Raw genomic sequence first — 23,992 nt, 5'->3', positions numbered from 1 at the left:
TTACAGTTTTTCAACGGATTAGTAGACCAGCTCCCTGTTGACACCGTCGGCACTGCCCATAGCGGCAAATCGCGCCACGGTGGCGGCGGGGAGCTGTGCTTTCTGCCGCCACGCCGCAGAGCCGTAGACACCGGCCTGCGAGTAGTCGAAGGGCTGGAAACCGATACGGCGGACATTCTCGGTACTGACAAAGTGGAAATCGCCACGGGCGGGAGCCACAAACAGCGGGTCGACGGTCAGCGAATGGGCATCGTGATGCTGCTGCCAGTCGCGCCACGACAGTCCCGCAAAGTCGTAGTGGCCGTTGGGATTGAAGTATATGTTGTTGTCCATGACGATGTTGCCTTTCAGCCAGTTGCCCGTGAGTGTGGTGCCGGAGGTGTAGTAGACAATATTATTCGTGAACGTGAACGACACGGTGCTCTCGATGCGCGAGTACTGCATCTGATAGTATGTGCCGTTGGCAAAGATGTTGTTTTTTATGATGTTTGCCTTGCCATAGTGGTGGTTGTAGCTCCCGTTCTTCGTGTTGTAGACGAGGTTGTCGGTGATGGTCAGGTAGCTTGAGCCCTCGTCGGTGTATATTCCCCATCCTCCGTAATCGTACGACAGTACGTCGTGGACGATGTTTCCCTTTATCGTTGAGCGCGGTTGCTCGCCGAGGGTGTAGATGCCGCCCATGTCCGATGTCTGCCGCCAGCCAATGTGGTGTATGTTGTTGTAGGCTATGGTGTTATCGGCTATGGCACTGTGCTGTGTGGCACTGTTGTATCCCCATGTCCATCCAGCAGAGATGCCCGAATAGTAGAGGTCGCCGATGTCGTTGTGGGTGATGCTGACGCCCCGGGCCTGGAGCAGAAGCACGCCGGCGGCGCACGGCATTTCCTGTCCGCAGTGGTGGATGATGTTGTTGTCGACGGTGATGGCGTAGGGCACGGTGGCCTCGTGGGCGTTGAACGTGGGTTCGCCAATCTTCACGGCACTGGCCCCGAGGTCGTAGAAGTAGCAGTGGACGACGCTGCTGCCGTGGGTGTTGTCGTGGAACCATATTGCCGATTCGCCGGTGTTCCTGATTACGCAGTCACGGAATACGATGCCGCTGGCACCGGCTATGTCGATGGCTGCGGGCCACGATGCCGCCGCCTGCGTGGGGCCGTCGCCGTCGGCGGGTGTGGTGTGGGCGGTACATTCGAAGTCGATATTCTCGAAGGTGATATTGCTTACGGGCTTGGTCTGTGAGCCGTGGATGGTGAGCAGACGTGAGAGTGTGGGCACGAAAGCCTCGCCGATGGTCTCGCCGTGGCGCGGTTTGTAGATTATGCGTCGGCGGCTCCTGTCGAAACTCCATTCGCCAGCGGAGTCGACGGCCTCGGGATAGTCGAGAAATACGCAGCGGCTGCCTTTCTGTATGGGGTTGAGGGGCGGCGTGAAGACTCCCGGTCCGCTGAACTGCATTGTCGATGACAATACGTTGACGGTAGTGGGGCGCCACGTGGTGACATCCCAGTTGTGGAAAAAGCGCACGCGCATGGCCTTAGTCTCATTAGCGGAGAGGACTGCGAGACGGCGTAAGTCGCTCTTGCTGAACATGATATCGATGTGGTTGACACCGTCGGCGGTGCGCTGCTGACGCATGTCGCTGACGGTTATCCATCCGTCGTTGGGTGTCCGCGCCGACTGTGCCCGCAGTCCGTCGACGTAGAGCTGACGGATGTCGCTGTCGGCGGTGTCCTTCGGACTATAGACCGTGGCCATGATGCCGTTGCCTATGGGCCTCCAGCCACTGAGAGGCCGCCCTCCGATGATTCGCGAGGGGCTGCTGCCGGTGCCTCGGACGGTGATGGCAGCTGCCGCGGAGGCCGTGATTTCGATTGGCGCGGTGAGGAGGTAGTTGCCCGGGAGGACATTGACGGTTACCTTACGGCCCTTGACCGCTGTGGCTTTGTGGATGGCCTCGGCTACCGACGAGAACGGACGGGCACGTGAACCGTCGCCACCGGCTGCGGCTGTCGGGGCTACATAAATCTGTGTCTGGGCCACCGCCGTGACGGCAACGCTGACGATTGTGGCTATGATGACGATGATGCGATGCATTATCTTGCCCTCCGGTAGCGCAGTTTCTGCCCGAAATTGGGGCTTATTTTGTTGAGAATGTGCTTGGCAACCTGTGTGAGTACGAGGTAGCGATAGTAGATTTGAGCTTGCAGCCACGACCCTCCGTTGCTCCTGACGATATGCAGATAGTCGGCCTTTTTCCGCCGGATGTCGTTCGATGTGAATCCTCCGGCCACAAAAACTGCCATGTCGTAGTCGATACGGCGGAAGGAGGCGTGGAGGCGATAGGCCCTCATGAGGAATTCGAGGTCCATGGGCCAGCGCACGCTCTCGTCGTAAAGGCCTATGCGCCGGTAGGCATGCGGGGTGACGAACATGCCCTGGTGGGCCACATGACAGAAGAATGGCATGACGGGAAAGCGCTCCGATGGCACCTCGCGGCACTCGTAGCCGGTGGCGGGGTCGCGCATGAGGATATTGCCCTGGTATATGTCGGTTGTGCCGTCGAAGGCCTCGTTGACCTTCTGCAAGGCCCCGGCGAGGAGGTAGTCGTCGGAGTTTATGATGCCTATAACGTCGCCCGTGGCCATCCTGATGCCTTTGTTGAAAGCCTCGCTGATGCCGTGGTCGGGTTCGCTTATGACGTGTGTGATCCTGTCGCCGTAGCTCCTGACGCGGTCGAGGGTGGCATCGGTCGACGCTCCGTCGACGATAATGTATTCGAGATTGGGATAGTTTTGCGACAATACGCTCGTTATGGTGCGGTCGATGGTGGCTGCACTGTTGAACGAGGGCGTTATCATTGTTATCTTTATTGGTTTCTCCATTGTCTTGACTTAGTAAATATTGAGCAGAACGGCGAGCTGGAAGAGGCGGTAGGTGCGGCTGTCGGCACATACGAAACGCTTGTCGCCGATGAGTCGCAGACGGGCAGCGAGGGATTGGCGCGCATTGACGAATGTCGACAGCGTGTCGAGTTCGTCGGAGCCCATGAACGGTGCGTAGCCCCGGAGCAGTTCGCAGGCCTGGCGGTAGCGCTCGTGGCTGTTGAGGCGTTTGAGGCGCCGGTGCCACTCGTGCATCTGTCCCTGTCCCTGTCCGATGGTGTTGTCGCCGTGCTGCCGGTAGAGGATGTGGGGCTGAGGGTCGAAGACGACTTTGGCCTTTACGGCCAGGGCGATGCTGTAAATCCAGATGTCGTGCATCGGTACGAAATCGGCTCTGAAGGTGTTTACGATGTCGCGTAACTCCTTGTTAAACACCATTGTACAGCCGGGAATGAACTTATAGACGAGCGACTCACCGAAGGTGAGCAGCGGATTGATTACCGGTCCGGAAATGGGGTTTAGGTTCTCGTCGGTGAGCTGGGTGCGGCTGAAGTACAAGGCTGGCTGTCCGGTGTAGGGCTCCAAGGCCTTGACGGCCGTTGCGAGCTTGTCGGGCTGCCAGTAGTCGTCCTCGTCGGCGAAGGCGTAGAATGGTGCCTCGTGGGCATCGGCAAGGAGCTGCATGAAGCTGTGGGCCGGACGGAGGTTTTCGCCCTGATACCACGTGAGCAGTCCCCGCTGCTGATAATCGTCGAGGATGCGCTGGGTGTCGCCGTCGGTGGACCCGTCGTCGCGGGCAAGGATATCGGTGCTCACCCCCTCTTGGGCTATGATGGAGTCGATGAGCTCGCGCATGTACCGCTTGCCGTTGTATGTTGATAGAAGAACGTTGACGTGTTGCATTTTATAGTTGGCTGAGAATGTGTCGTGCCACCTCTACAGAGCGGCTGTCGGTGAAATTATCCTGTATTCGCTTCCGGGCTGCCTCGGCGTATCGGCGCTGCAAGTCGGGGTCGGCGAGAATTCTGTCGACGGCAGCGGCATAGGCCCTGACATCGTTGAGGGGTACCTCTTCGCCGGTAACGCCCTTGACGTTCACCCAGTTGACTCCGGAGCCTTCGATGTGGAAAGTCACTGGCACGCATCCGCAGTACATGGCCTCGGCGAGGGCTATGCCGAAGGCTTCCTGCTTGGTGATGCTCGCAAATCCGAAGATGTCGGCAGCATGGTAGTAGCAGCGCAGGTCGTCGTTGCTGACCTTGCCGAGGAAGACTATCCTGTCGTTGCCGGCAGCGAGGGCTTTCAGCCGTTCGGTCTCGGGCCCGCGTCCGGCAATGAGTATGCGGCAGTCGCTGGTAATATATTGTGAGGCCTCGATGAGCTTGTCGATGCCTTTATATGGTATGTGGCGGCCAACGAATAGGATTAGCTTTCTGTTGCCGTAGGTGGCTCTTATTGCTGCTATGCGTTCGGCATCACCGTCGCGGATGTCGAAATCGGTGGCTATCATCCCGTTCTGGAGCACTTTCACCTTGTCGCGGTACCGGTATATAGGACTCGACGGGTCGATGTAGTTAGGACTCGTGGCGAGGATGAGGTCGGACTTCTTCAGAGCCGATGTCTCGAAGGGCTTTATGGCCTTGTAGAGAATGCCCTTGGTGAGGATATCGGAGTGCCAGAGCAGGATTTTCTTGCAGTGGGCTGGAAGAATGTTCATCGCTATGGGGTAGACGAAAGGGTTGGGACAGTGGATGATGGCAATGTCGGGGTCGTACTCGCGGCATACCTTCCGCAGATAGTGGCAGTAGCTGAAGCAGATGTCCTGCGACGCGATGTTCAGCGACGGGGCTACGCGCCATACTGTCGTGCCGTTGACGGTGTCGGTGCGGGTGGGTCCGCTGCCAGCGTAGCAGATGACAATATTACGATAGTCGGTGAGTCCCTCGGCGAGGTATTTGGCCACAGTCTCTATGCCGCCCTCGTCGGGGTAATAATATTTTGATATGTGAAGTATAGTTTTTGTCATTGTTCTGGTGATGTCGATGATGATTGATTATTGTCGGCGATTTCCTTGTTGCTTACGAAGAATTCGGCCCGGAAAACGTCCTGCGCTATAATAAAGGTGAAGAACGAGAACTGGATTACGGCCACGATACTTAGGAAGATATTCTCTTGATAGAACTGCAGTACGAGGGCGTAGACGATATACGAATAGATGCATTTGCCGAAACCGCTGCCGTTGGTGAAGGCGCGGTAGGACAGACCGGAGAAGAAACCATAGACGAGGGCGAAAAAGGCCACGCCCCTCTGTCCGAAATCCTGGTAAAAAGGCTGGAAAATGGTGTACACGTTGGTGGGAAGGGGTACCCAGACGAACTCCTGGAGCTTGTCGTTGACCTCCACCTGATAGCCGAAGCGGGCGAGGAAGAGATAAAGTGTTTCAAAGGTGTGGGAGCCAATCTGCGTGCTTATGTCGCGGGCCACCTTCTCGTAGGCCACGGCCGGCGAGAGGATGTAGATGGCGAAGAAGTCGACGAAGGTCATGCTTTCGGCGTTTTTGTCGGACTGTACCTCGCGGGCGGCGTTCATAAGATAGAAAAGTACGATAAGAACGGCCCCGGCGATGGCTATCGTCCGCGGCTTGATGACCTTTTTCTCGAAGAGGACAAAAATCGTGGAAAGGAACATGAAAAATATTCCGCCTTTCTCCATGATGGCGAAGGCGCACATGAAACTGGCCACGACGATACAGAGAAGTTTCCATAGTGGAATTTTCGGAAACTTCCATACGGCTACTATAAACAGCGACTGGTTGATGATGCTGGCATAGCTGAGGAATCCCAACTGCTGCGTTTTCGACACCGACAGAATTCGAAGATTGTAGAGAAGGTCCTGAGTGTCGAACATGGTGACAATCTTCAGAATCTGCCAAAGGTACAGCGGGGAAATGATCATCGATATATAAAAGAGTACATCGAAGATGGTCATATTGCACTTGAAGTCGCTGACGATGGCCGTTGCGGGGCGTGCCACACCCGGCAAGAAGTAGTATGTGACGAGCGAAGAGACGGTGAAAATGGGCACCCAGAGGCACAGACTGGTGTAGAATTTCGGCCCTAAGGGGTATAGAATGCCCGACTCAAACTGGAACATGACGAGAATGGCGAGCCATACTCCGATGGTCAGTGTCCAGGGAGAGAAGTAGTCGCCAACCTTCAGGGCTCTGAAGACTACCAACAATATGACGAATATGATGATTAATGCTATGTCCATTTTATATTTTTTTGCTCATTTCGCTTTCCGGCATCTGCTGCTCTGCATCATTTACGCTGAGCGATTGCGGTCCTGTGGCGGTGCGGCTTCGCGTCTTGCGGATGAGTATGAACCATGTGACGAGGATTACCGCTATGGTCAGGACAGCGAAAAAGTTGACGATTGGCGATGGGGTGTAGGGGTCGCGGGGCGTCGTCGAATAGTAGACTACAGCAAAAGCCGGTGAGGAACGGTGCAGAAAAGCCGACTGACGGTAGTATTCTATTGTATTCTTTTGATATTCGGCGAAGGCGTTGTCCCTCTTTTTCATCTTGTCCTCTATGGTCGACTGCTCCTTGACGAGGGTGGTGCTGTCGTGTGCATCGGCATATTTGGCATATTCGGCCTGGGCCTTGTAGTAAGCCTTACGGGCGCTGAGCATGAGGCTTTTAGCCTTGGCCACCTTCAGCTCGATGCCCTGAAGACGGTGATGGGCGAGATATTCCTGGAGGCGCAGGGTGACGGTGTCGGCGATGATGGCGGCTACGGTGGGGTCGTAGTCGTCGACGCGTATCTTGATAGTGCCCATCCGGCCCGACGCCTCGCTCACGATGTGGTCCTTGATGAGGGCTGTCTGGTATAGGCGCTTGTCGGCGGCGGTAGTGGGGGTTGCACCGTTGTCGTCGCTGAAAAGGCCCGGACGGCGGTTTTTATATAGGTAGTCCTTGTATGTGATGTGATATTTATCGAGATAGGTACTGCCAACGATATTGACAAAACTGTCGGAATGGATGACGTTGTTGTAGACTTCCGGGTTGCGCATGCCCTCCTCGTCGTCGGCTCCCGGCATCGTTTTCAGCCATGCCGAGATATTGCTCATTCCGAGCAGGAGGTCGGTTTCCTTATGCTCGTTGGACAGCTCGGTGAAGGCAGCGTAGCGTTTCGGCGTGGAGGCAGTGTAAATTACTGTCTCGACGACGGTGAAGGCAACAGCCAAGAGGTACAGAAGATAGTGTCTCCTGCACTCGTTGAACGCGCTCCATGGCGTGTGTTGGATTATAGTGTCGTTATGCTCGTTAGTCATTGAGTCATTGTTTGTTAGACGGTCGATGGGCTTTCGTCATTCGGGTTGTAGCCGCTATGCCGTTTGCAGCTGCCGACCGTCATCTTATCTTGTAAGTAAGCCCATCCCGGATGCCCTTGATGAGCATTTGCAGTCGGTGCCCTTTGTCGCCCTCAACCAATAGAATCCTAATCAGTTTATATATAATGTATTCCTTGATGAAGTACATCTTCTTTCGGAACGGCAAGCTTTTCTTCCGTTTTCGGATAAGGATGATGTGGTTGCGGCACATGCCGTAGGTTCTCGCCGCATTGTAATCGGGGGTTCCGATGTGGAGTATTTTTGAATATTTTCGGTTGCCGATATGGTGGTTCAGAACGTGACGGGTGAGGCATACGATGCGGAATCCTTTTTCGCGGATTGCTATTGAGCATTCGTTGTCGAGGGCGTCGATGGCGAAAGTCTCGTCGACGGGGGCTATTCCCCTTATTGCTTCCCTGGTGAGGACGGTGCCGGAGGTTATGAAAAAGTCCTTGTCGGCGATGTCGGTCGTTTGCGGTTCGAGTCCGCTGACGTTCGGGGTGAAGGCTCCAATGGTGGCATCGGTACCGTGAAGGCGGGCGACGGCTTGCATGAAACTGCCGCAGTCGGGCCAGTTGCTGTCCTGGTCCATCATCAGAAGCAGGTCGAAGTCACCGTCAAGAACCTTGTGTAAGGCATAGTTGAGGCCGCGGGCTATGCCTAAGTTCTGACCATTCTCCATCCAGATTAGTTTTTCGGCCTCGTCGGCCAAGAGCGCATCGAGACAACGGCGGTTGTCGTTCGCGCCGGGGGTATTGTCCCATACGACGAGCTGGTTAACCCAAGGAAGGTAGGTCCTCAGGTTGCTTGCCGTCAGAGCGGCATCGGGATGATATAATGTTACGAAACCTAATGTTCTCATACTTCTGTGCCTTTGTTATTTTTTGAGGAAGATGCCACTTGCCGTTCCGTTCACAACCTTGCGGAATTGGACAATGTTCATGCATAGTCCCGGTAGGTTGACAAGAATCAGTACCACAATGATACTGAGGATGTTATGTGAGACATAGTAGCCAAGATATGTGCATGGAATGTATATGATGGCCGAGATGGTCGTCGTAATCAGCTGAATGCGGAGAAGTCCCATGCCGTTGAGGAAATAGGAATAACCCAGGCTGAGAATGAGAACGAAAAAGTAGACCCCCATACCAATGGTCAGGTAGAGTGGGATTGTTGTGGAATTGCCGATCCATACGTGGTAAACGATTCCGGAAACGGCCGTCATGATACTTATAAGAACGAGCATAAGGAGGAAGATTATCCTCATTCTGCGCTCCGACTTTTTTATCCATTCAAAGTCATGACGCTCGTAAGCATCGGTTGTGGCGGTCCAATATGGCGTACAGATGATGGAAAAAGCCAGTAGGACAAGGCTGAAATAGCGGTACGAAATCTGATAGGGCGTGACGGCCGAAGGGGTGAAAAGCTTGGAAATGATGATATTTGAAGTCTGGAAAATCACTGCTCCGGCAATCTGCAAGATAAAGAATTTCACACCAATAGAGAACAGCCCCTTGAGACGGTCCTTATTGAAGAATCTGTAAGACGGACGAAGATTCTTATACTTATGATAGAAAGTATAGGGATAAGCGAGCAGGTAGACAGCCAATGGCGATGCCGTATTGATTATCGCAACGATAAGGAGCGAACGCTCGGTGGTGAGATAGAAAATGAATGTGGCTGCCAAAGCGAGGGTCTGACCGCACGTGACAAGAAGGTTGTTGGCCGCCGGCAATTGCAGTCCGAGGTAGAAATTGCCAATGAATTTGAATACGAACGTCGAGCAAATGAATATTATTGCAACGACGATAATCGTCTCCAAGTTGGGGACGAGAGACGGGTTTACATTGTTAAAGCGGTATACATCAATGCCTTGCGTGATGCCTATGAGGATCAGGGCTACCGGAACGATAACAATGATGAGCATGAAAAAGGTTGTAGAGACGGCCTCGCGGGCTTTCTCAATATTGCCGTGGGCAAGCTCCGTAGCAAGGGTATTGCGGAGGCCGTTGCCCAGACCGATATCCATATTGTCGATGAGAACGAGCATGGAACTGATGGTAAGCCAGACTCCGTTCTGATATTCTCCTAAATAATCGAGGGTCAGTCTTACCATCAGAAACATCACAAGACACGACCATCCCTTTATGAGGAATGAGAATATGATGTTCTTCCGGACTAAAGCAGTCCTTTTGTTGTCGCCTAAAACAGATATCATTGATTCTGAATCTCGACCTTTCTGAATATTTCCTTGTTGTAGCTGAAAAGAATATATGTGAAGCGGATGAAGAATCCTAAAGCGAAGGCGAAGATAACAATCACCGCTTTCGGGGTGTTGCTGTGCTTGATGGCCACGGTGGGCTGCTGTACAACGGTGAACACGGGGGTCTTCTCCTGAAGCTTCGCACGTGAGAGCTGGAGCTGCTGCACGCACTGAGTGTATATGTTATACTTCAGCTGCATCTCGTTTTCGAGGTCCTCCTGCTTCGACTGATACTCCTGAAGCGCCAGGTCCTGATGGGCATCGGAGTAAGCGGCATAGGCGCGACGCGCAGAGTCGTATTCGGCTTTGGCCTCCTTGTACAGGCGGTCGACGTAGGCAACGTCGTTGCGGGCCTTCTTAGTACGGTAGTCGATGATGAATTTCTGGAGCCTGACCTTGACGGAATCGCACATCGTGGCAGCGACAACGGGGTCCTGGTCGGTCACCTCAATGGAGATAACGTTGGTCTTCTTGTCAACGCTGCAGTTGATGTTGCCGGCGATGGCCTTGGCGATGCCGTCCTGTTTCTTCGTCAGACGGAAAGGATTGACCTGCCCATTGGCGGCGGAGCCGTTGCCGGCAAAGCCGTTTTCAGTGCTGTCGGGCTTGGCCAACTTCTCAATTAGCGACTCTTTCCAGTCGTCCCACGGTGTCGATTTCTGATGCTTGTTGAGATAATCGTAGTATGTTGTCGTGACTTTTCCGTCCTTGGTAGTGACCATGACATTGAACAGACTGCACACAAAATTGGTGGAGCTGACAACGTCGGGGTATATCTCGGGGTAGATAGCATCCTGACTGTCACCGACTTTCATGTCCATACCGACCATCGAGGCCAGTGAGGAAATGTTCGAGCTGAGGCTGTTGCCGGTCTCTTCAGGTGCAAGCATAAGGCTCGACTTGTAGATATCGGGAATCTTGAAAGAGGCTATGGCTGCCACAACGCCGAACACAAGTACGGTCAGTCCCATCCACCACTTATCCCTCTTCAGTACCCTGATGAGGCTGTAGGTGTCGAGAACAATCTTATAGAACTTGCCGTCGTCGGCTGTCTCGATGGTCTCTTCGGCCGAAGATTCGTCGTTATGGTTATGCTTGCGTCTGCGGAAAAGTCCTTTGAACTTGTCCCACAGACGTGTATATGTCTCTACTTCGTTAAGTTTCTGCCAGTTCATTTGTAGTTGATGTTTATCCTTTTACTTCACTAAGTTGGCAATTGTGGCTATGACGGCAGCGATAGAAGCTGCGCTGGAGCCGATGCTGAGGGTCTCGGCCATGCTGAGCTTGGAGTTGGCCTTTGTCGGAACAACAATCTCGCAGCCCGGACGAACCTTTGCATTATGGCCTACCTTTGCCACCATTCCGTTCATATAGAGGATATAAGTGTTCCGCTTCTTGGCATTGCTTGCAAATCCGCCAGCCTGGTCGATGTAGTAGCTGACGCTCTTTCCCTCGACATATCCTACGGAGTTAGGATACATCACAGCTCCGTTGATCTTTACTGTTCCATTGTATTGCGGGATAGTTATGCGGTCGCCCTCGCGGAGAATGATGTCGGCGCTGCTGCCGGGGTGGGCGAGGGCCTTGTCGAGCTCGATACCTACTGAGTAGTATTCAGGAATCTGGAACTTCTCCAAAGCCGCATTCTGGTTCTGCTGCATAACCTGGGTTACGGCACCGGCGTTCTGGCTTCGTGCCGCCATCTCGAGCATCGACTGCTGTTGCTGGTCGCGGGCCATCTTCAGAGCGTCCTCCATACGCTTACGCTCGCTGTCGTTGACCTTACGCTCGAGGCGTGCACCCTTTATGTAGGCCACGTTGTTGGGGCCTCCGGCGGCCTTGATGATGTCGCTCAGACGAGTGCTGATGGTCGGCAGGGCATAGGTGCCGGCAAAGGGTACCTCACCTTTGACCTCAACGTTCTCCTGACGGTTCGTGCCAGGACTCTTGTGGACATACACCTCATCGTAAGGCTCGAGGACAAATCCCTGCTCGCCGTCAACGACAAATCCGTCTTTCAGTGCGAAAGAATAGATGTGCGCGGTGATGGAGTCGCTCGTTGTAGCCTTCGGGTCGTATGTGCGGCGGCTGACATCGACCTTGGCGGTAGAGGCATTCTCCTTCAATCCTCCGGCCTGGAGGACAAAGTCCTCAAGTGTCTCATTGTCAGCGTATTTATATGTTCCCGGATACTGTACCTCACCATGGATAGAGATTGTCTGCTCCTGCATCACGTCGGCCTTGGTGGGAATGAAGAGCACATCCTCGTTCTGTAATGGAATGTCGGCTACTTTGCCCGACATTATTCCCTCTACATCGACGGAAATGACTTTCAGCGTGCGGTCGGCCTTGCGGCGGTGCATGACGGCGCGCGGCGTGAACGCGCTCTCGGTGAGGCCGTCGGCAGCCTCTATAAGGGTCTTGACGCTGTTGATGTCGCCGCCAACCTGGTATTTACCAGGACGGTAGACGGCTCCTTTAACCTCAACCATATTCTCGTAGCGCGGAAGAACGGAGTCGACAGAAACCGAATCGCCGTCGTGAAGGTTGAATGACGAGAAGTCAAACTCGTTGACATTATATATGGAGTACTCGCGTCCGGTCTTTCTGAAGACGCGTACCGACTTCGTGTAGGCATCGCCGGAGAATCCTGCCGCATAGCGCAGAAGGGTGCCAAGACTCTCGCGCCGGGTCATCTCGTAGTACATCGGGCGCTTTACCTTGCCGGAGATATTGACAAGACAGTCGTAGGCACCTACGACAATCACATCGCCGTCGGCCAACTTGATATTGCCAGAGATACGTCCGTTCTGCAGATAATCGTAAACATCGATGTGGCTGACGAGCCTGTTGTGGCGGTAGACTTTGATATTACGCAGTGTTCCCAAGTCGCTTGGGCCACCGGCGGCGTAGAGAGCGTTGAATGCTGTCGAGAATGCTGACAGCGTGTATGTTCCCGGTTTCTTCACCTCTCCCATGACATTGATGAGAATGGAGTGTGTGGAACCTACTGACAGACGGATTTTTGAACTGCTGTAGCGGCGTCCCAACCGGCTTCTGACGCGTGCGTTGGCCTGTTCTACGGTAAGTCCGTTGACATTAATGGGACCGAATCCCTCAATGGTGAGCATGCCGTCGGGGGCCACGGTGCCTTCTATTGACTTCTGCGATGCACCGTAGATGTCGATGAATACGGCATCGCCTGGGCCAAGACGATAGTTGCGCGGCATGGCAACATTCTCATTTGGCTCGAACGTGAGGCTTTTTTGGGAGAAGAGGTCATGGCCGTAAATCTTTTTCTTTGCTTTCTCTCTCTTCAGCCTTTTTACCAACTGGCGGTACATTGCAGCCGTATCAGCAGGCATCCAGTCGTTCATCTCGTCCTGCATCTCTACGTAGTCGGGATTATACTCGTCGTAGGTGTTGTCCTCATCATCGTCGTCGGGGCGGAGCCGCATGTTTGAGTATTTATTGGCTTTCACCTCATGCTCGTCGTAGATATCACGGGTTTCGTTGGTTATATCCTCTGAGTTGCGCCCTTTTGAGGAGCTCATCCCGATGTTGCGGCGTTGGCGGCTGCCAGTGGTCTCTCTCCGGCCCACACCCTCAGTGGTGCTTGCCTGCAGTTTCTCGGCCATTCGCCGAACGCGCCTGATCTGGCTGATGTCGACACCGCTCTGCATGAGTTTTGTGACGATCTGTGCCTGAGAGGTTCCTTTCTGGTGCTCTTTCATGACGAACTCCAGAACTTGATTGTCGGTCATTGACGACTGTGCGTAAGTGCCTAATGTCAGCAATGACAAGAGAACAATGAGGATGTATCTTTTCATATCGTTTGTTGGAATTTCTTAGAATTTTTTTCCGCTGATAATGTTTATAACTGTCTTTACGACTATAAGGAAGTCAGTCCACAGCGACCGGTGCTCAAGGTAGTGGATGTCCATTTCGAGTCGGCGGAGCATCTTTGCCATGGTATCGGTATATCCATTGTATAGTGTTGCCTCAGATGTCAGCCCCGGCCGCATTTCGTAGATGATCGGATAGCGGTCGGTGTGCTGCATTATCTTATCGATGAAGAATTGTCGTTCCGGCCGCGGCCCTACGAGCGACATGTCGCCTTTGAGAACATTCCACAATTGTGGCAGTTCGTCGAGATGATGGTCGCGCAGGAACCGCTCGAGGCGTGTGGAATTGCTGCTGTCGCTGGCGGCCACTAATTGTGGTCCTTCCTCCTCAACGAGGCTGCTCATGGTCCTGAACTTGAAAATGACGAACGGTTTCCCTTTATATCCTATTCTTGTCTGTCGGAATATTACGGGACCGTTGTTCTGTAATTTCATCATTATGGCGATGGTTAGGAACAGGGGCGAAAGGGTAATAATCCCCCCTAACGAGCATACTATGTCCGTTATTCTCTTTATTGTATGTTGAACTGGACCCATGGAGTCATGAGCTGTTTCCACTGTTCCTTTTGTCTTCATTTATTACAGATGTGTGTACCCATCATTACTAATACAACTCAATTTTTGCAAATTTGTTGCAAAGTTACTGCTTTTTATTGTCTTATAAGAATGTTCACGTGAAAAAAGGCCAAAAAGGTATGGCACTTTCATACGAGTTTCGACTGATATGGCATAATAATTGCAAGATTTCAGCTCCTTCGCAGAGGGCCTATTTGTAGTAGAGCTCTGATAAACAATAACTCTGGCACAACCGAACCAATGCGGATTCAGGTTAGGACCTTTTGCCTTTCCCTCAAATTAAAGTGTAGCCTATTGGTGCAGCGGTTAATCAATAGCGTTGCGCCTTCGCATGTATTCTTATGGTTCCGAAAGGGCGATGCAATAATAACTGATGTTGAAATATATTTACATCATTCCCAAACGTACCATTTCGGCCTTCAAAACGGCCCATTTCAGCTTGCGAAACGGCCCGTTTGGCGTCCTAAAACGGCCCGTTTTGCAACGCAAAATGGCATGTATTAGTAACCTGTTGATAATCAGTAAGGTACGAGGATGAGGCGAAACGTAAAATGATATGATTTATTTTTACATTCTGTTTCCAGTGTTTTTCTCGTCTCTTCGTATTTCTCCAGGATTATGCTTGCTGATGAACGAACCATAAAAAAGGGGATTCCCCCGAAAAAGGAAATCCCCCTTGCCATATAATGTTTCTTGGTTTATTGTTTCTGTATTTATTCTACGGTGACGCTCTTTGCCAGATTGCGTGGCTGGTCGACGTTCAGACCCTTGCATACGGCCACATGGTAAGCAAGAAGCTGCAGCGGGATAACCGTGAGCAGTGGAGCGAGAGGAGCGAGAGTCTGCGGAACCTCTATGCACTCATTTGCTATCTTAGGAATTTCCGTGTCGCCTTCGGTGATGATGGCGATGATATGTCCGCCCCGTGCCTTTACCTCTTCCATGTTCGACACGATCTTCTGATACTGCTTGTGGTGCGTTGCCACAAAGAGAACCGGCATGCGGTCGTCGACAAGGGCTATAGGACCGTGCTTCATTTCGGCAGCCGGGTATCCTTCGGCATGTATATAGCTTATTTCCTTTAGTTTCAGGGCACCTTCCAGGGCCACCGGATAGTTCCATCCTCGTCCGAGATACAGGAAGTTCGTGGCATAGGTGTATGTGCGGCTGATGGTCTTGATTGCATCGTTGAGTTTGAGCACCTGCTCCATCTTGTCGGGTATAACGGCAAGTTCTTGTATCATCTCGTCGTACTCATCTTTGCTGATAGTCCCCTTGCAGTGGCCGAGACAGAGCGCGAGGAGAGTCAGACAAGTAAGCTGTCCGGTAAACGCCTTCGTTGAGGCCACACCAATCTCCGGTCCCACGTGGATATAAATACCCGTGTCGGTCTGCCGTGCAATGCTTGAGCCTACCGCGTTAACGATACCGAATACGCACGCTCCCTTCGACTTTGCCAGTTCTATTGCCGCGAGTGTGTCGGCTGTCTCACCGCTCTGGCTTATGGCAATGACCACATCGGTAGGATAGATTATCGGGTCACGATAGCGGAACTCGCTGGCGTAGTCGACCTCTACGGGAATCTGACAGTAACGTTCAATGAGCTGTTTGCCAATCAGTCCGGCGTGCCAGCTCGTACCGCAAGCCACGATGATAAAGCGTTTTGCGCTCATGAGTCTGTCTTTGTTGTTCTTGACGGCGGAGAGAACGACATCGTTGTCGTTGACATCGTTGTTGCGGCCGGAACGTTTCTCCTCGTCGGAAGTCTTGGCGAAGAGACGGCCTCGCATGCAGTCGCGCAGCACTTTCGGCTGGTCGAAGATCTCTTTCAGCATGAAATGCGGGAATCCGCCCTTCGACAGCATGTCGATGTCCATATCCACCTCGTCAATCTTCACGTTGGCGCGTGTCTTGTCAAGGTTCCATATCTGTAGCTGCTTTCCTATTTCTGCCGTCACTACCTGCTCATCGTCGATATACACTACATTCTTTGTGTATTCCACGATTGGTGATGCGTCGCTTGCAACAAGGAATTCAGAGTTGTCCTTTCCTACGCCGATGACGAGCGGTGAGCCCTTTCTCGCAGCCACAATCTGCTTTGGGTTCCGGCGGTCGATTACTGCTATGGCATAGGCTCCGACGCATTTTCTCAGTGCATGACATACAGATTGTGTAAGGTTGGTATGATGCTTGTCCATAGCATACTCGATGAGCTGTACGAGGACTTCGGTGTCGGTGTCGCTTTTGAAGTGGAATCCCTTTGCCTTCAGCTGTTCGCGGAGCTCAGAGTAGTTCTCAATGATACCGTTGTGGACGATGGCAAGATTGCCCGACTCCGACACGTGCGGGTGAGCATTTCTCACCGATGGCTCTCCGTGAGTGGCCCAGCGGGTGTGGGCTATGCCGATAGTTCCTGTGAGATCCTGATTCTTTGCGGCATTCTCAAGGTCGGAAACCTTGCCTTTAGCCTTATATACGTTTAACTTTTCTTCTGGATTAATGAGTGCTACTCCTGCTGAGTCATAGCCGCGGTACTCCAGTCGGTGGAGACCTTTGATGAGAATGTCGTAAGCATTACGACTTCCGATGTAGCCAACAATTCCGCACATAAATATTTTCCTTTATATTATGAAATGTATAAGTTACTATGAATATTAACGTGACATCCGCTTATTTATTATATCCCTGCACCGCAAGTGGTTGGATTTCTGCTTAAAAACCTGCTTATAGCGGGCTTCCCGTCACTTTTTTACAGTTCATATTCTTCTTTTTACGAATGCGATTGCAAATGTACAATAATTATTTGAAACGCCCAACTTGATATGCAAATAATTCGAAAAGCTATGATAAGTCTACTTAAAATAAGCTAATAGCTTACAAAAAGACATGTAATCCTGCTAAAAATAAAATCCCGTAGCTCTATTGAACTACGGGTAACTTGGTAGGGTGGGGGGTGGGACTCGAACCCACGACATTCAGAACCACAATCTGACGCTCTAACCAACTGAACTACGCCCACCATATTGGCTTCTTTTGGAAAGCGAGTGCAAAGGTACGGAATTTATTTTTTATCTCCAAATAAATTCCGTACTTTTTTTAAAATTATTTTGCTGGTGCCGGTGCTGCAGGCTTCTGAGCCCCGTTGGCAGCTGGTGTTGCGCCTTTCTGGGCACCCTGTGCAGCGTTCTGCTTCTGCTGCTGGCTTGCGCCGAAGTTAGGAAGAGTAGACGGATTCGTCTTGCTGTCGCCAGCTGTCTTCTCGATGACGCTTTCGTCGGCAGTTGATGTTGGTGCCACGTGAGCGCAGATGATGCTGCAGATAACCATTACGATGGCCAGACCCCATGTAGCCTTCTCGATGAAGTCAGTGGTCTTGCGGACGCCCATAATCTGGTTGGACGATGAGAAATTGGATGCCAGTCCGCCACCTTTCGACTCCTGGATGAGGACGATGCCTATCATGAGTATGGAGGCGAGGACAATAAGAATTACAAATAGTACGTATGCTCCCATTTTAAAGTTTGTATGTTTTTATATGTTTTTTCTTGTTTATTGTTCTTTTGTATTGTTTTCGTTTATAATCAATTTCTCCAAGAAACGGATTTGGTCTGCAAAGTAACGACTTTTTTTTGGATAAATCAAATTTAATCGCCGAATTATTTCCAAAGCCTTTGAATATCGGCCCTGTTTTATGTAAATTCGTGCCAGAGTCTCGGTAAAGAAGCCCGAATCATCATCATCGTCGCTGTTATTATCTTCAATCTCGGGCTCGTATTCAGGGTCCTCTTTGAGCTCTATCTTTCCGTCGTCGTTGTTCAGGAAGTCATCGATGAGGTTCTGTCCCTTCAGCTGTGGCGAGTCTTTTGTCTCTTCCTCCTGCTCGTCCTCACTTTCCACCTCCATGAGGTAGGCCATATAGTCGCCGGTGGCATCGGCAATGGTCGGCTTGCGCCTTTTCTTGGGTTTTGGCGTTTTTCCACCGCTTTCGGTTGTGTCCTTTTCGGTGTCCTTTTTCTCTTCATCGTGCGGAATCTGCTCGAGAAAGTCGTCGATGAGTTTCGTTGTACGGTCTGCTGCCGGCTGCTTGTCGGTCTTTGCCGTTTCTTCCTCTTGCTTGCCGATGGTGGTACCTTCGCTGAGAACGTTCTTCTCCGATGTCTTTTCCTGGTCCTGTCTGAGCTGATAGTGCGCAGCCTCGACGAGCTCGAACAGTTTCCGTCTGTCGGCAACATAAATGGCAGCCCTTCTGAGCTCCTCGTCGAATGTGGAGTCGTGGAGCAGGTATAAATTCTTCAGCAAGAGCAGTCGTGCCGGCTGATAGTAAGGGTATCGGGCGGTAAGAGCCCTCAGTTCGTAGAGGGTTCCCCGGTCGAGTAGCTCTGGATGTAGTATATATTGCTGAAGATTCATTGTCGTTATTATGGAATCTGTTGCCGTATCCGTTCTTTCAGTGTTCTGGTTTTACCAGTTTGCCACCGTAGCGTTGAAAATCTGGTCCACGAGATCGTCAATCATCTGCTGTACAAGCTGTTGCTGTACTGCTGCCAGACTTTGCGTTGTCTCATACGACTGTGTAGCCGTGAACTGCCTTTCGAAGTCCTGATGATGATCCTTATTGTTTGTGAATCGCACGTTGACGGTCATAGCGAGCTCAGTCTGTGCCGCATAGCCCTCAGCGCTGACACTCTTGTTGCGTTGCGTGTAGGCCGTTATCTCACCTTCAATTTTCAAGTCGCCGTTACGTTTCACCTGTTGCAGCTTCGTGTGACTGGCAAACTGGTCCTTGAGCTGGTTGTTGAATGTAGGGGCCATCGGACCCCATACGTATGCGGCTCTGTTGGGGAAGTCGGCAATTTGGATTGTCTTTATCTTGGTGTAGTCGATACTTGCGCCGTTGAGCTTGTAACTCACTGAACATGCGGTGAGTAAAGCCAGACACAATACCGATACTATTCGTGATATTATTCTTGTTGACATTTTCGACGTTATGTTGATTTTTACCTCTCTTCTCCCGGCAGTTGAACCGTAAGTATTGAGCTAACAGCACATTATTCTGTTTGTTGCTCTTCCCCTTGCTGTCAGTTCTTTTCGAGTCCGTATTGCTTTATTCGTCTGTAGAGTGTACGGTCGCTGATTCCGAGTTCTTGGGCAGCTTTCTTCCGGTTGCCGTTGTTGCGCTCGAGAGCTTTCTCCACCATCTGCCTTCCGAGGTCGTTGAGGTTCAGGCTTTCCGGCTCGGCAATCTCCTCAGCCACAGCGTCTTCCACTTGATTTCCACCTGTCTGCTGTCTTGATCTGTCGCTCCAGGCATCGGCGCTGTTGCCCTGTCGCCCTGCATCGCCAAAGCCATTGTTGATAGCGGCAGGGAAGTTTCCTCCCTCCTGTGGTATGCGCTCGAATCCGGCTACGCCCTCCAACTGGCGTGCTTCGTTGAGTTGTTTCCTCACGGTGTTCAGGTCGCGGCGCAGGTCGGCAACGTTTCCGCGCAGTTCATAGAGGATTTTGTACAGCAGTTCGCGCTCACTCTCATAGCTGTGACGTCCGTTAGGGCTCTGGATAGTAGCCAGTTCGGTACTCTCCTCATCCTTTGGTATGAATTTTCCCAAGGCCTCAGCGTCGATCTCGCGTTTCTCGCTGAGAACCGACATCTGCTCGGTTATATTCTTCAGCTCGCGCACGTTGCCCGGCCATTTGTAGTGGAGCATAAGCTGCTTGGCGTCGTCGGTGAGCGTAATTTTCGGCAGCCTGTACTTTTCTGCCATCTGCATGGCGAAGAGCCTGAACAGCAGTATGATGTCGTTGCCGCGCTCGCGGAGGGGCGGTATGTGTATTGGAATGGTGTTCAACCGATAATAGAGGTCCTCGCGGAATTTCCCCTCGCTGACGGCTTTCCTCATATTCACGTTTGTGGCCGCCACGATTCGCACGTCGGTCTTGCGAATCTCTTGTCCGCCGACACGTATATATTCGCCCGTTTCGAGCACCCTCAGCAGCCGGGCCTGCGTCGCTAAAGGCAGTTCGCCGACCTCATCGAGGAAGATTGTTCCTTTGTTTGCCACGCCAAAATAGCCCTCGCTCTCGCCGATGGCCCCTGTGTAAGCACCTTTCTCGTGTCCGAAGAGTTCGCTGTCGATGGTACCTTCAGGAATCGATCCGCAGTTGATAGCGAAATATTTCTCGCGTCGCCGTGGCGAATTATCGTGTATGACGCGTGGAAAAATCTCCTTACCGACACCGCTCTCGCCCACAATGAGCACGCTGAGGTCGGTGGGGGCTACCTGCAAGGCAATGTCGAGGGCGTGGTTGAGGGCCTCGTCGTTGCCTACGATATTGTAGCGTTGCTTTATTCTTTGGAGTTCAGTTGTATTCATGCGAAATTGATTCCGTTTTTGATTGGCTGACAAAATTACACATTTTATTTCATATTTCTGCAAATTTGGCAGACTTTAACTATCTGCTTTCTGCATTATCACTTGTCGCCGGTGTATTTTATCAGTAGCAGGCCAATGGCTGTCCAGATTAGTTCTCTTATTCTTACAATCAGGGCAACGAATATTCCGGCCCCCGCTGTCAGCCCCACTCCTGTTGTCGACATAAGGAATCCTCCCTCACGTCCTCCGAGCTGTAACGGCATGAAAAAGAGCAAGTTGGCAAAAAGGGTGGTGAAGGCAACAATGAAAATACAGTCGAGATAGTTGACCGAAGGGTAGAGAACGAGCAGGCAGAAGAACACCTCCAAAGCCGACAGGAACCGGCACGTGAGCTCCAGTGCCACGATTGTGACGAAAGTTCGTGGATTCTGGTTGTGCAACGAGGCTATCTGACGGTCGATTGTTGCCAACTGCTCGCTGTGATTGCTTATGAATCGTGATGCCCGCTTGCGCAGTCCGGGGATATGACTGATGAGTTTCATGCCGCTGACAGCTAATCCGCGTTTGTATCCTTTCATGAAAAACCATATCGCCAACAGACAAATTCCGATGACGACGGCGAGCATAACGCCCGTCAGAAACGTCACGTGGCGCAATAAAATGAACAATACCGAGCAGATGAGCCAGAACCAGAAGTGGCTGAAAATGTGGGTCATAACGTACAGAATGACTGACGACGAGGCCCTCTCGGTACCTATCCTCGGCGACAGAGCCATGATTCTGTAGGGCTCACCGCCCATGAGTCCGCCGGGAGTGGCGTAGTTCAGCGCAAAGCCGGAGATTGTAACTTTGTACAGCCAGAAGAATGTAACGTTTTTTCTCCTGCCATCAGCCACTGTATCGCCATGCTTTGCGGTAGCAGCTGCCGTGGCTTCGGTCGTTGTCTCTTTCCCTGGTGAGTTTGTTGCTTGGCCGTTGCTGTTGTCCTGAGCCGTGGCCGTTGCAGGCTGTGAATGCTGTTTCTGCGCTTTGATGATGATATACCATGCGGCAGTATTGAACAGATAGAGGAAAAACCACAGTCCAACCACTGCAAAGAACCAGTAGCCAGCATGTAGCAAGCCATCCCACACCTGCTTGAATGGCAGCTGCGTAATCATCACGGCGAGCACTACAATGCCGAAGATGAAGAATGCGTTTTGGTATTTCTTTTTCAAAATATGCGCCTTTTATCAGTTTCGTTTTTACGCTTAATAGTTGCTTTGGCGATCCGTACGGTCAAGTTTTTTGCTATTGCGCCCTTCTCCGGCATCTCTGTCGTGGTGGGCAACAGGCTAATACTGAAACCGTCGGTCTCGCCATAGCAAATCAGTCTTTTGGCTGTTCCGACTTCTTCTCCTGCGCGTTGTTGTCGTGGCGCTGCTGATTGCGGCCGTCACGTTTCTTTGGTATGGCGTATCTCACCTTGTCGGAGTCGTCTTTTTTCTCGTGGTAGAGCTTTGGCAGCGGGTTTACGCCGGCCTCGTCGTACTCCTTGCGGTGACGGAAAATGTCGGTGGCGAGATATATAGCGTGGAGCATCGGCGTAGGATCAGCCTCGTTGCGTCCTGCAATCTCGAACGACGCTCCCACCTCCGGAGCCGTGCGGACGATAGGCAGTCCGGCTGTGTAGTTCACCCCGGCGTAGGGTGCGATGGCCCTGAAAGGTGCAAGGCCCTGGTCGTAGTACATCGCCAGGATACCGTCGAAGTAGTCGTAGTCGCCTGAGCCGAAGAGCTGATCGGTGGCGTATGGACCGAAAGCCTCTATGTCGTTCTTCACTAATTCGTCGATAGCGGGCCGTATAATGTCCTGCTCCTCGGTGCCGAGAAGTCCGTTGTCGCCGGCCTTGGGGTTAATGGAGAGCACGGCGATACGTGGTGTGGAGATTCGGAAATCACGGCGCAGACTCTCGTTCAGTTTTTTTGCCGTGGCAACGATGCTCTCTTTCGTTATGCTCTCCGTCACCTGATGGAGAGGCAGATTGCGGGTGACGAGGGCCACTCGCAGGTCGTCGGCGGTGAGCACCGACAGTCCCTGACCGTCACATTCCATGTGGTCCTCGATGTAGCGGCTTTGTCCGCTGAAGTGGAAAGAATCATTATTGTCGATAGGAGCCGTGACGAGCACGTCGAAAAGGCCCTGCCGGTAGTCGGCGATGGCACGGTCGACGGCACGCAGACCGGCGTTGCCCGACTCCTCCGTTGGTGTTCCGAGCTCCACCTTCACGTCGTCGTCAAACACCGTAAGGAGGTTCAGATGACCGTCGCGGGCCTCCGAAGCGTCCTTGATGATGGTGAACTTGGCACCGAGGTCGAGGACATCGTCATGGTATGTGGCAATCTTTGGCGAGCCATATATAATAGGTGTACACAGATCGAAGATCTCTGCATTGGCGAAAGCCTTGAAAATCAGCTCGTAGCCTATGCCGTTGGTGTCGCCCTGGGTGATTGCTATGTGTATTCTTTTGTTGTTCATAATTATTTTGTGTTTTTATTTTTATTCTCTTGTTTCTATTTCTTCCCGTCGCCTTCAGCCAATGCCGAGAGAATGGAAGCCTCGAGACGCCTTATCTTGTTCCGCTTTTTCGCCTCCGGTGCGTAGACGAATCCCTCTATATATATAATGTAGGGGCTGCGCCGGATGGCCATTGTCACGAACGGCCCTCCCATGATGTCATTCCTCATGTCCCACAGTCCGCGGTACATCATCGGCCTCCGCCCTCCGTCCTTGCCGTTGCCGAGACCTGCCGGCTCCACGCTTCTGATGGTTGCTGTCTCCATGAACATGCCGTCGCGCTCACCGGGAATATTCCTCCTCATGACGCTGTCGCGCACGCGAATGAACTGGTTCTCAGCCTGTTGCGATGCTGTCGGCATGCTGTTTCTGTCGTTTTCTCTTATTCGGTAGACGCAGATATTCTGTAGGCCCTCGTTGGTATTGTTAGATAACCATAGGAAATCCTTTCCGCGTTTCGATGCCAACATATCGGCGGGAATGAGCATTCTGATTCCGAATTCCGACCGTATCATATTCTCAGCCTTTTCGTTATGCTCCGTTCTCAGCACCTTTATGGCCGTCGCCATCTCGAAGGCTTCAATCGTCTTTCGGATTATTCCGCGGTGCGAACTCATGAAATTTCGCAGTTGGGCCTCCGATGCAGTCCTGACGGTGATTATTAATTGCGGCTTGGCATACACGTCGCGGCTGACCGTTATCTGCGGGTTGCCGCTCCGTTTTTCGCCTTTTTCAGCTGTCGTCTCCACTCGCACTATGGCCCTTGTGAGCTTCTGCCACTCGTTGTCAGCACTGTCGCGTGCAGTGATAACGTCGAGAGCCGGCTCAGGCTGGGGCAGTCCGCTGATGGTGTCGCTGAGCTCGTCGAACATGATATTGCCCATATCGCCGCTGAGCAGCACCTGATATGGCCGGTTGCTGCTTGCCGGTTTGTTGCCGGCAGTGGTGCACGCTGAGAGTATGGCACACAGCATCACTACCGTGACAAGGACATTGCCACAGGTGCCGACGATGGTGGATATGAGCCTTGAAGTCATTGATAG

General features: G+C 52.2%; 19 protein-coding genes and 1 tRNA gene. All 20 read right to left on the bottom strand.

Annotated features, from left to right (window positions below):
* Positions 1-18: 18 nt before the first annotated feature.
* Entirely contained in the window at positions 19-2,094 is a 2,076-nt protein-coding gene (locus LDN30_RS08560; RefSeq protein ID WP_223929245.1) for a right-handed parallel beta-helix repeat-containing protein, read from the bottom strand.
* The gene (locus tag LDN30_RS08555; RefSeq protein ID WP_223929244.1) at positions 2,094-2,882 is read right to left on the bottom strand and encodes a glycosyltransferase family 2 protein; all 789 of its coding nucleotides are present in this window, start codon (positions 2,880-2,882) and stop codon (positions 2,094-2,096) included. The genes LDN30_RS08560 and LDN30_RS08555 overlap by 1 nt, the downstream gene beginning before the upstream one ends.
* A gap of 9 nt (positions 2,883-2,891) precedes the next feature.
* Positions 2,892-3,785 (bottom strand): glycosyltransferase, encoded by an 894-nt coding sequence (locus tag LDN30_RS08550; protein WP_223929243.1) that lies wholly within the window; start codon positions 3,783-3,785, stop codon positions 2,892-2,894.
* A 1-nt stretch (position 3,786) separates the two neighbouring features.
* Positions 3,787-4,908, bottom strand: coding sequence for a glycosyltransferase (locus tag LDN30_RS08545; RefSeq protein WP_223929242.1), 1,122 nt, complete (start codon positions 4,906-4,908; stop codon positions 3,787-3,789).
* Positions 4,905-6,155: an O-antigen polymerase gene (locus LDN30_RS08540; protein ID WP_223929241.1), complete on the bottom strand. Its 1,251-nt coding sequence runs from the start codon at positions 6,153-6,155 to the stop codon at positions 4,905-4,907. Before LDN30_RS08540 ends, LDN30_RS08545 begins: the two co-directional genes overlap by 4 nt.
* A 1-nt stretch (position 6,156) precedes the next feature.
* Positions 6,157-7,218, bottom strand: coding sequence for a GumC domain-containing protein (locus LDN30_RS08535; RefSeq protein ID WP_223929240.1), 1,062 nt, complete (start codon positions 7,216-7,218; stop codon positions 6,157-6,159).
* A 79-nt stretch (positions 7,219-7,297) separates the two neighbouring features.
* Positions 7,298-8,140 (bottom strand): glycosyltransferase family protein, encoded by an 843-nt coding sequence (locus LDN30_RS08530; protein WP_223929239.1) that lies wholly within the window; start codon positions 8,138-8,140, stop codon positions 7,298-7,300.
* Positions 8,141-8,155: 15 nt separating this feature from the next.
* Positions 8,156-9,496: an MATE family efflux transporter gene (locus LDN30_RS08525; RefSeq protein WP_223929238.1), complete on the bottom strand. Its 1,341-nt coding sequence runs from the start codon at positions 9,494-9,496 to the stop codon at positions 8,156-8,158.
* Complete coding sequence (locus LDN30_RS08520) at positions 9,493-10,716, bottom strand: Wzz/FepE/Etk N-terminal domain-containing protein (protein WP_223929237.1); 1,224 nt, start codon at positions 10,714-10,716, stop codon at positions 9,493-9,495. The genes LDN30_RS08525 and LDN30_RS08520 overlap by 4 nt, the downstream gene beginning before the upstream one ends.
* Positions 10,717-10,737: 21 nt before the next feature.
* A complete protein-coding gene (locus tag LDN30_RS08515) occupies positions 10,738-13,371 on the bottom strand; it encodes a polysaccharide biosynthesis/export family protein (protein WP_223929236.1) in 2,634 nt (877 codons plus the stop codon).
* An 18-nt stretch (positions 13,372-13,389) separates the two neighbouring features.
* Positions 13,390-14,022, bottom strand: coding sequence for a sugar transferase (locus LDN30_RS08510; protein ID WP_223929235.1), 633 nt, complete (start codon positions 14,020-14,022; stop codon positions 13,390-13,392).
* Positions 14,023-14,735: 713 nt separating this feature from the next.
* Positions 14,736-16,631 carry a glutamine--fructose-6-phosphate transaminase (isomerizing) gene (glmS, locus tag LDN30_RS08505; RefSeq protein ID WP_223929234.1) on the bottom strand — a complete coding sequence of 632 codons (1,896 nt, stop codon included), beginning with the start codon at positions 16,629-16,631 and terminating at the stop codon, positions 14,736-14,738.
* Positions 16,632-16,966: 335 nt separating this feature from the next.
* Positions 16,967-17,042: transfer RNA gene (locus LDN30_RS08500), tRNA-His, on the bottom strand.
* 82 nt (positions 17,043-17,124) lie between these two features.
* Complete coding sequence (gene secG / locus LDN30_RS08495) at positions 17,125-17,535, bottom strand: preprotein translocase subunit SecG (RefSeq protein ID WP_223926265.1); 411 nt, start codon at positions 17,533-17,535, stop codon at positions 17,125-17,127.
* Positions 17,536-17,571: 36 nt separating this feature from the next.
* Positions 17,572-18,432, bottom strand: coding sequence for a DUF8458 domain-containing protein (locus LDN30_RS08490; protein WP_223929233.1), 861 nt, complete (start codon positions 18,430-18,432; stop codon positions 17,572-17,574).
* 51 nt (positions 18,433-18,483) lie between these two features.
* Positions 18,484-18,999 (bottom strand): LptE family protein, encoded by a 516-nt coding sequence (locus tag LDN30_RS08485; protein ID WP_223926263.1) that lies wholly within the window; start codon positions 18,997-18,999, stop codon positions 18,484-18,486.
* A gap of 101 nt (positions 19,000-19,100) precedes the next feature.
* Positions 19,101-20,393 carry a sigma-54 interaction domain-containing protein gene (locus LDN30_RS08480; RefSeq protein ID WP_223926262.1) on the bottom strand — a complete coding sequence of 431 codons (1,293 nt, stop codon included), beginning with the start codon at positions 20,391-20,393 and terminating at the stop codon, positions 19,101-19,103.
* Between the two features lie 98 nt (positions 20,394-20,491).
* A complete protein-coding gene (locus tag LDN30_RS08475; RefSeq protein ID WP_223926261.1) occupies positions 20,492-21,610 on the bottom strand; it encodes a lysylphosphatidylglycerol synthase transmembrane domain-containing protein in 1,119 nt (372 codons plus the stop codon).
* 151 nt (positions 21,611-21,761) lie between these two features.
* Positions 21,762-22,910: a PdxA family dehydrogenase gene (locus LDN30_RS08470; protein ID WP_223926260.1), complete on the bottom strand. Its 1,149-nt coding sequence runs from the start codon at positions 22,908-22,910 to the stop codon at positions 21,762-21,764.
* A 35-nt stretch (positions 22,911-22,945) separates the two neighbouring features.
* Complete coding sequence (locus tag LDN30_RS08465; RefSeq protein ID WP_223929232.1) at positions 22,946-23,986, bottom strand: DUF4837 family protein; 1,041 nt, start codon at positions 23,984-23,986, stop codon at positions 22,946-22,948.
* Positions 23,987-23,992 lie beyond the last annotated feature (6 nt).

This window comes from Prevotella lacticifex, assembly GCF_019973375.1.
Lineage (GTDB): Bacteria > Bacteroidota > Bacteroidia > Bacteroidales > Bacteroidaceae > Prevotella > Prevotella lacticifex.
Note: the sequence above shows the minus strand (reverse complement) of the source record. Positions and strands in the feature narration are given on the sequence as shown.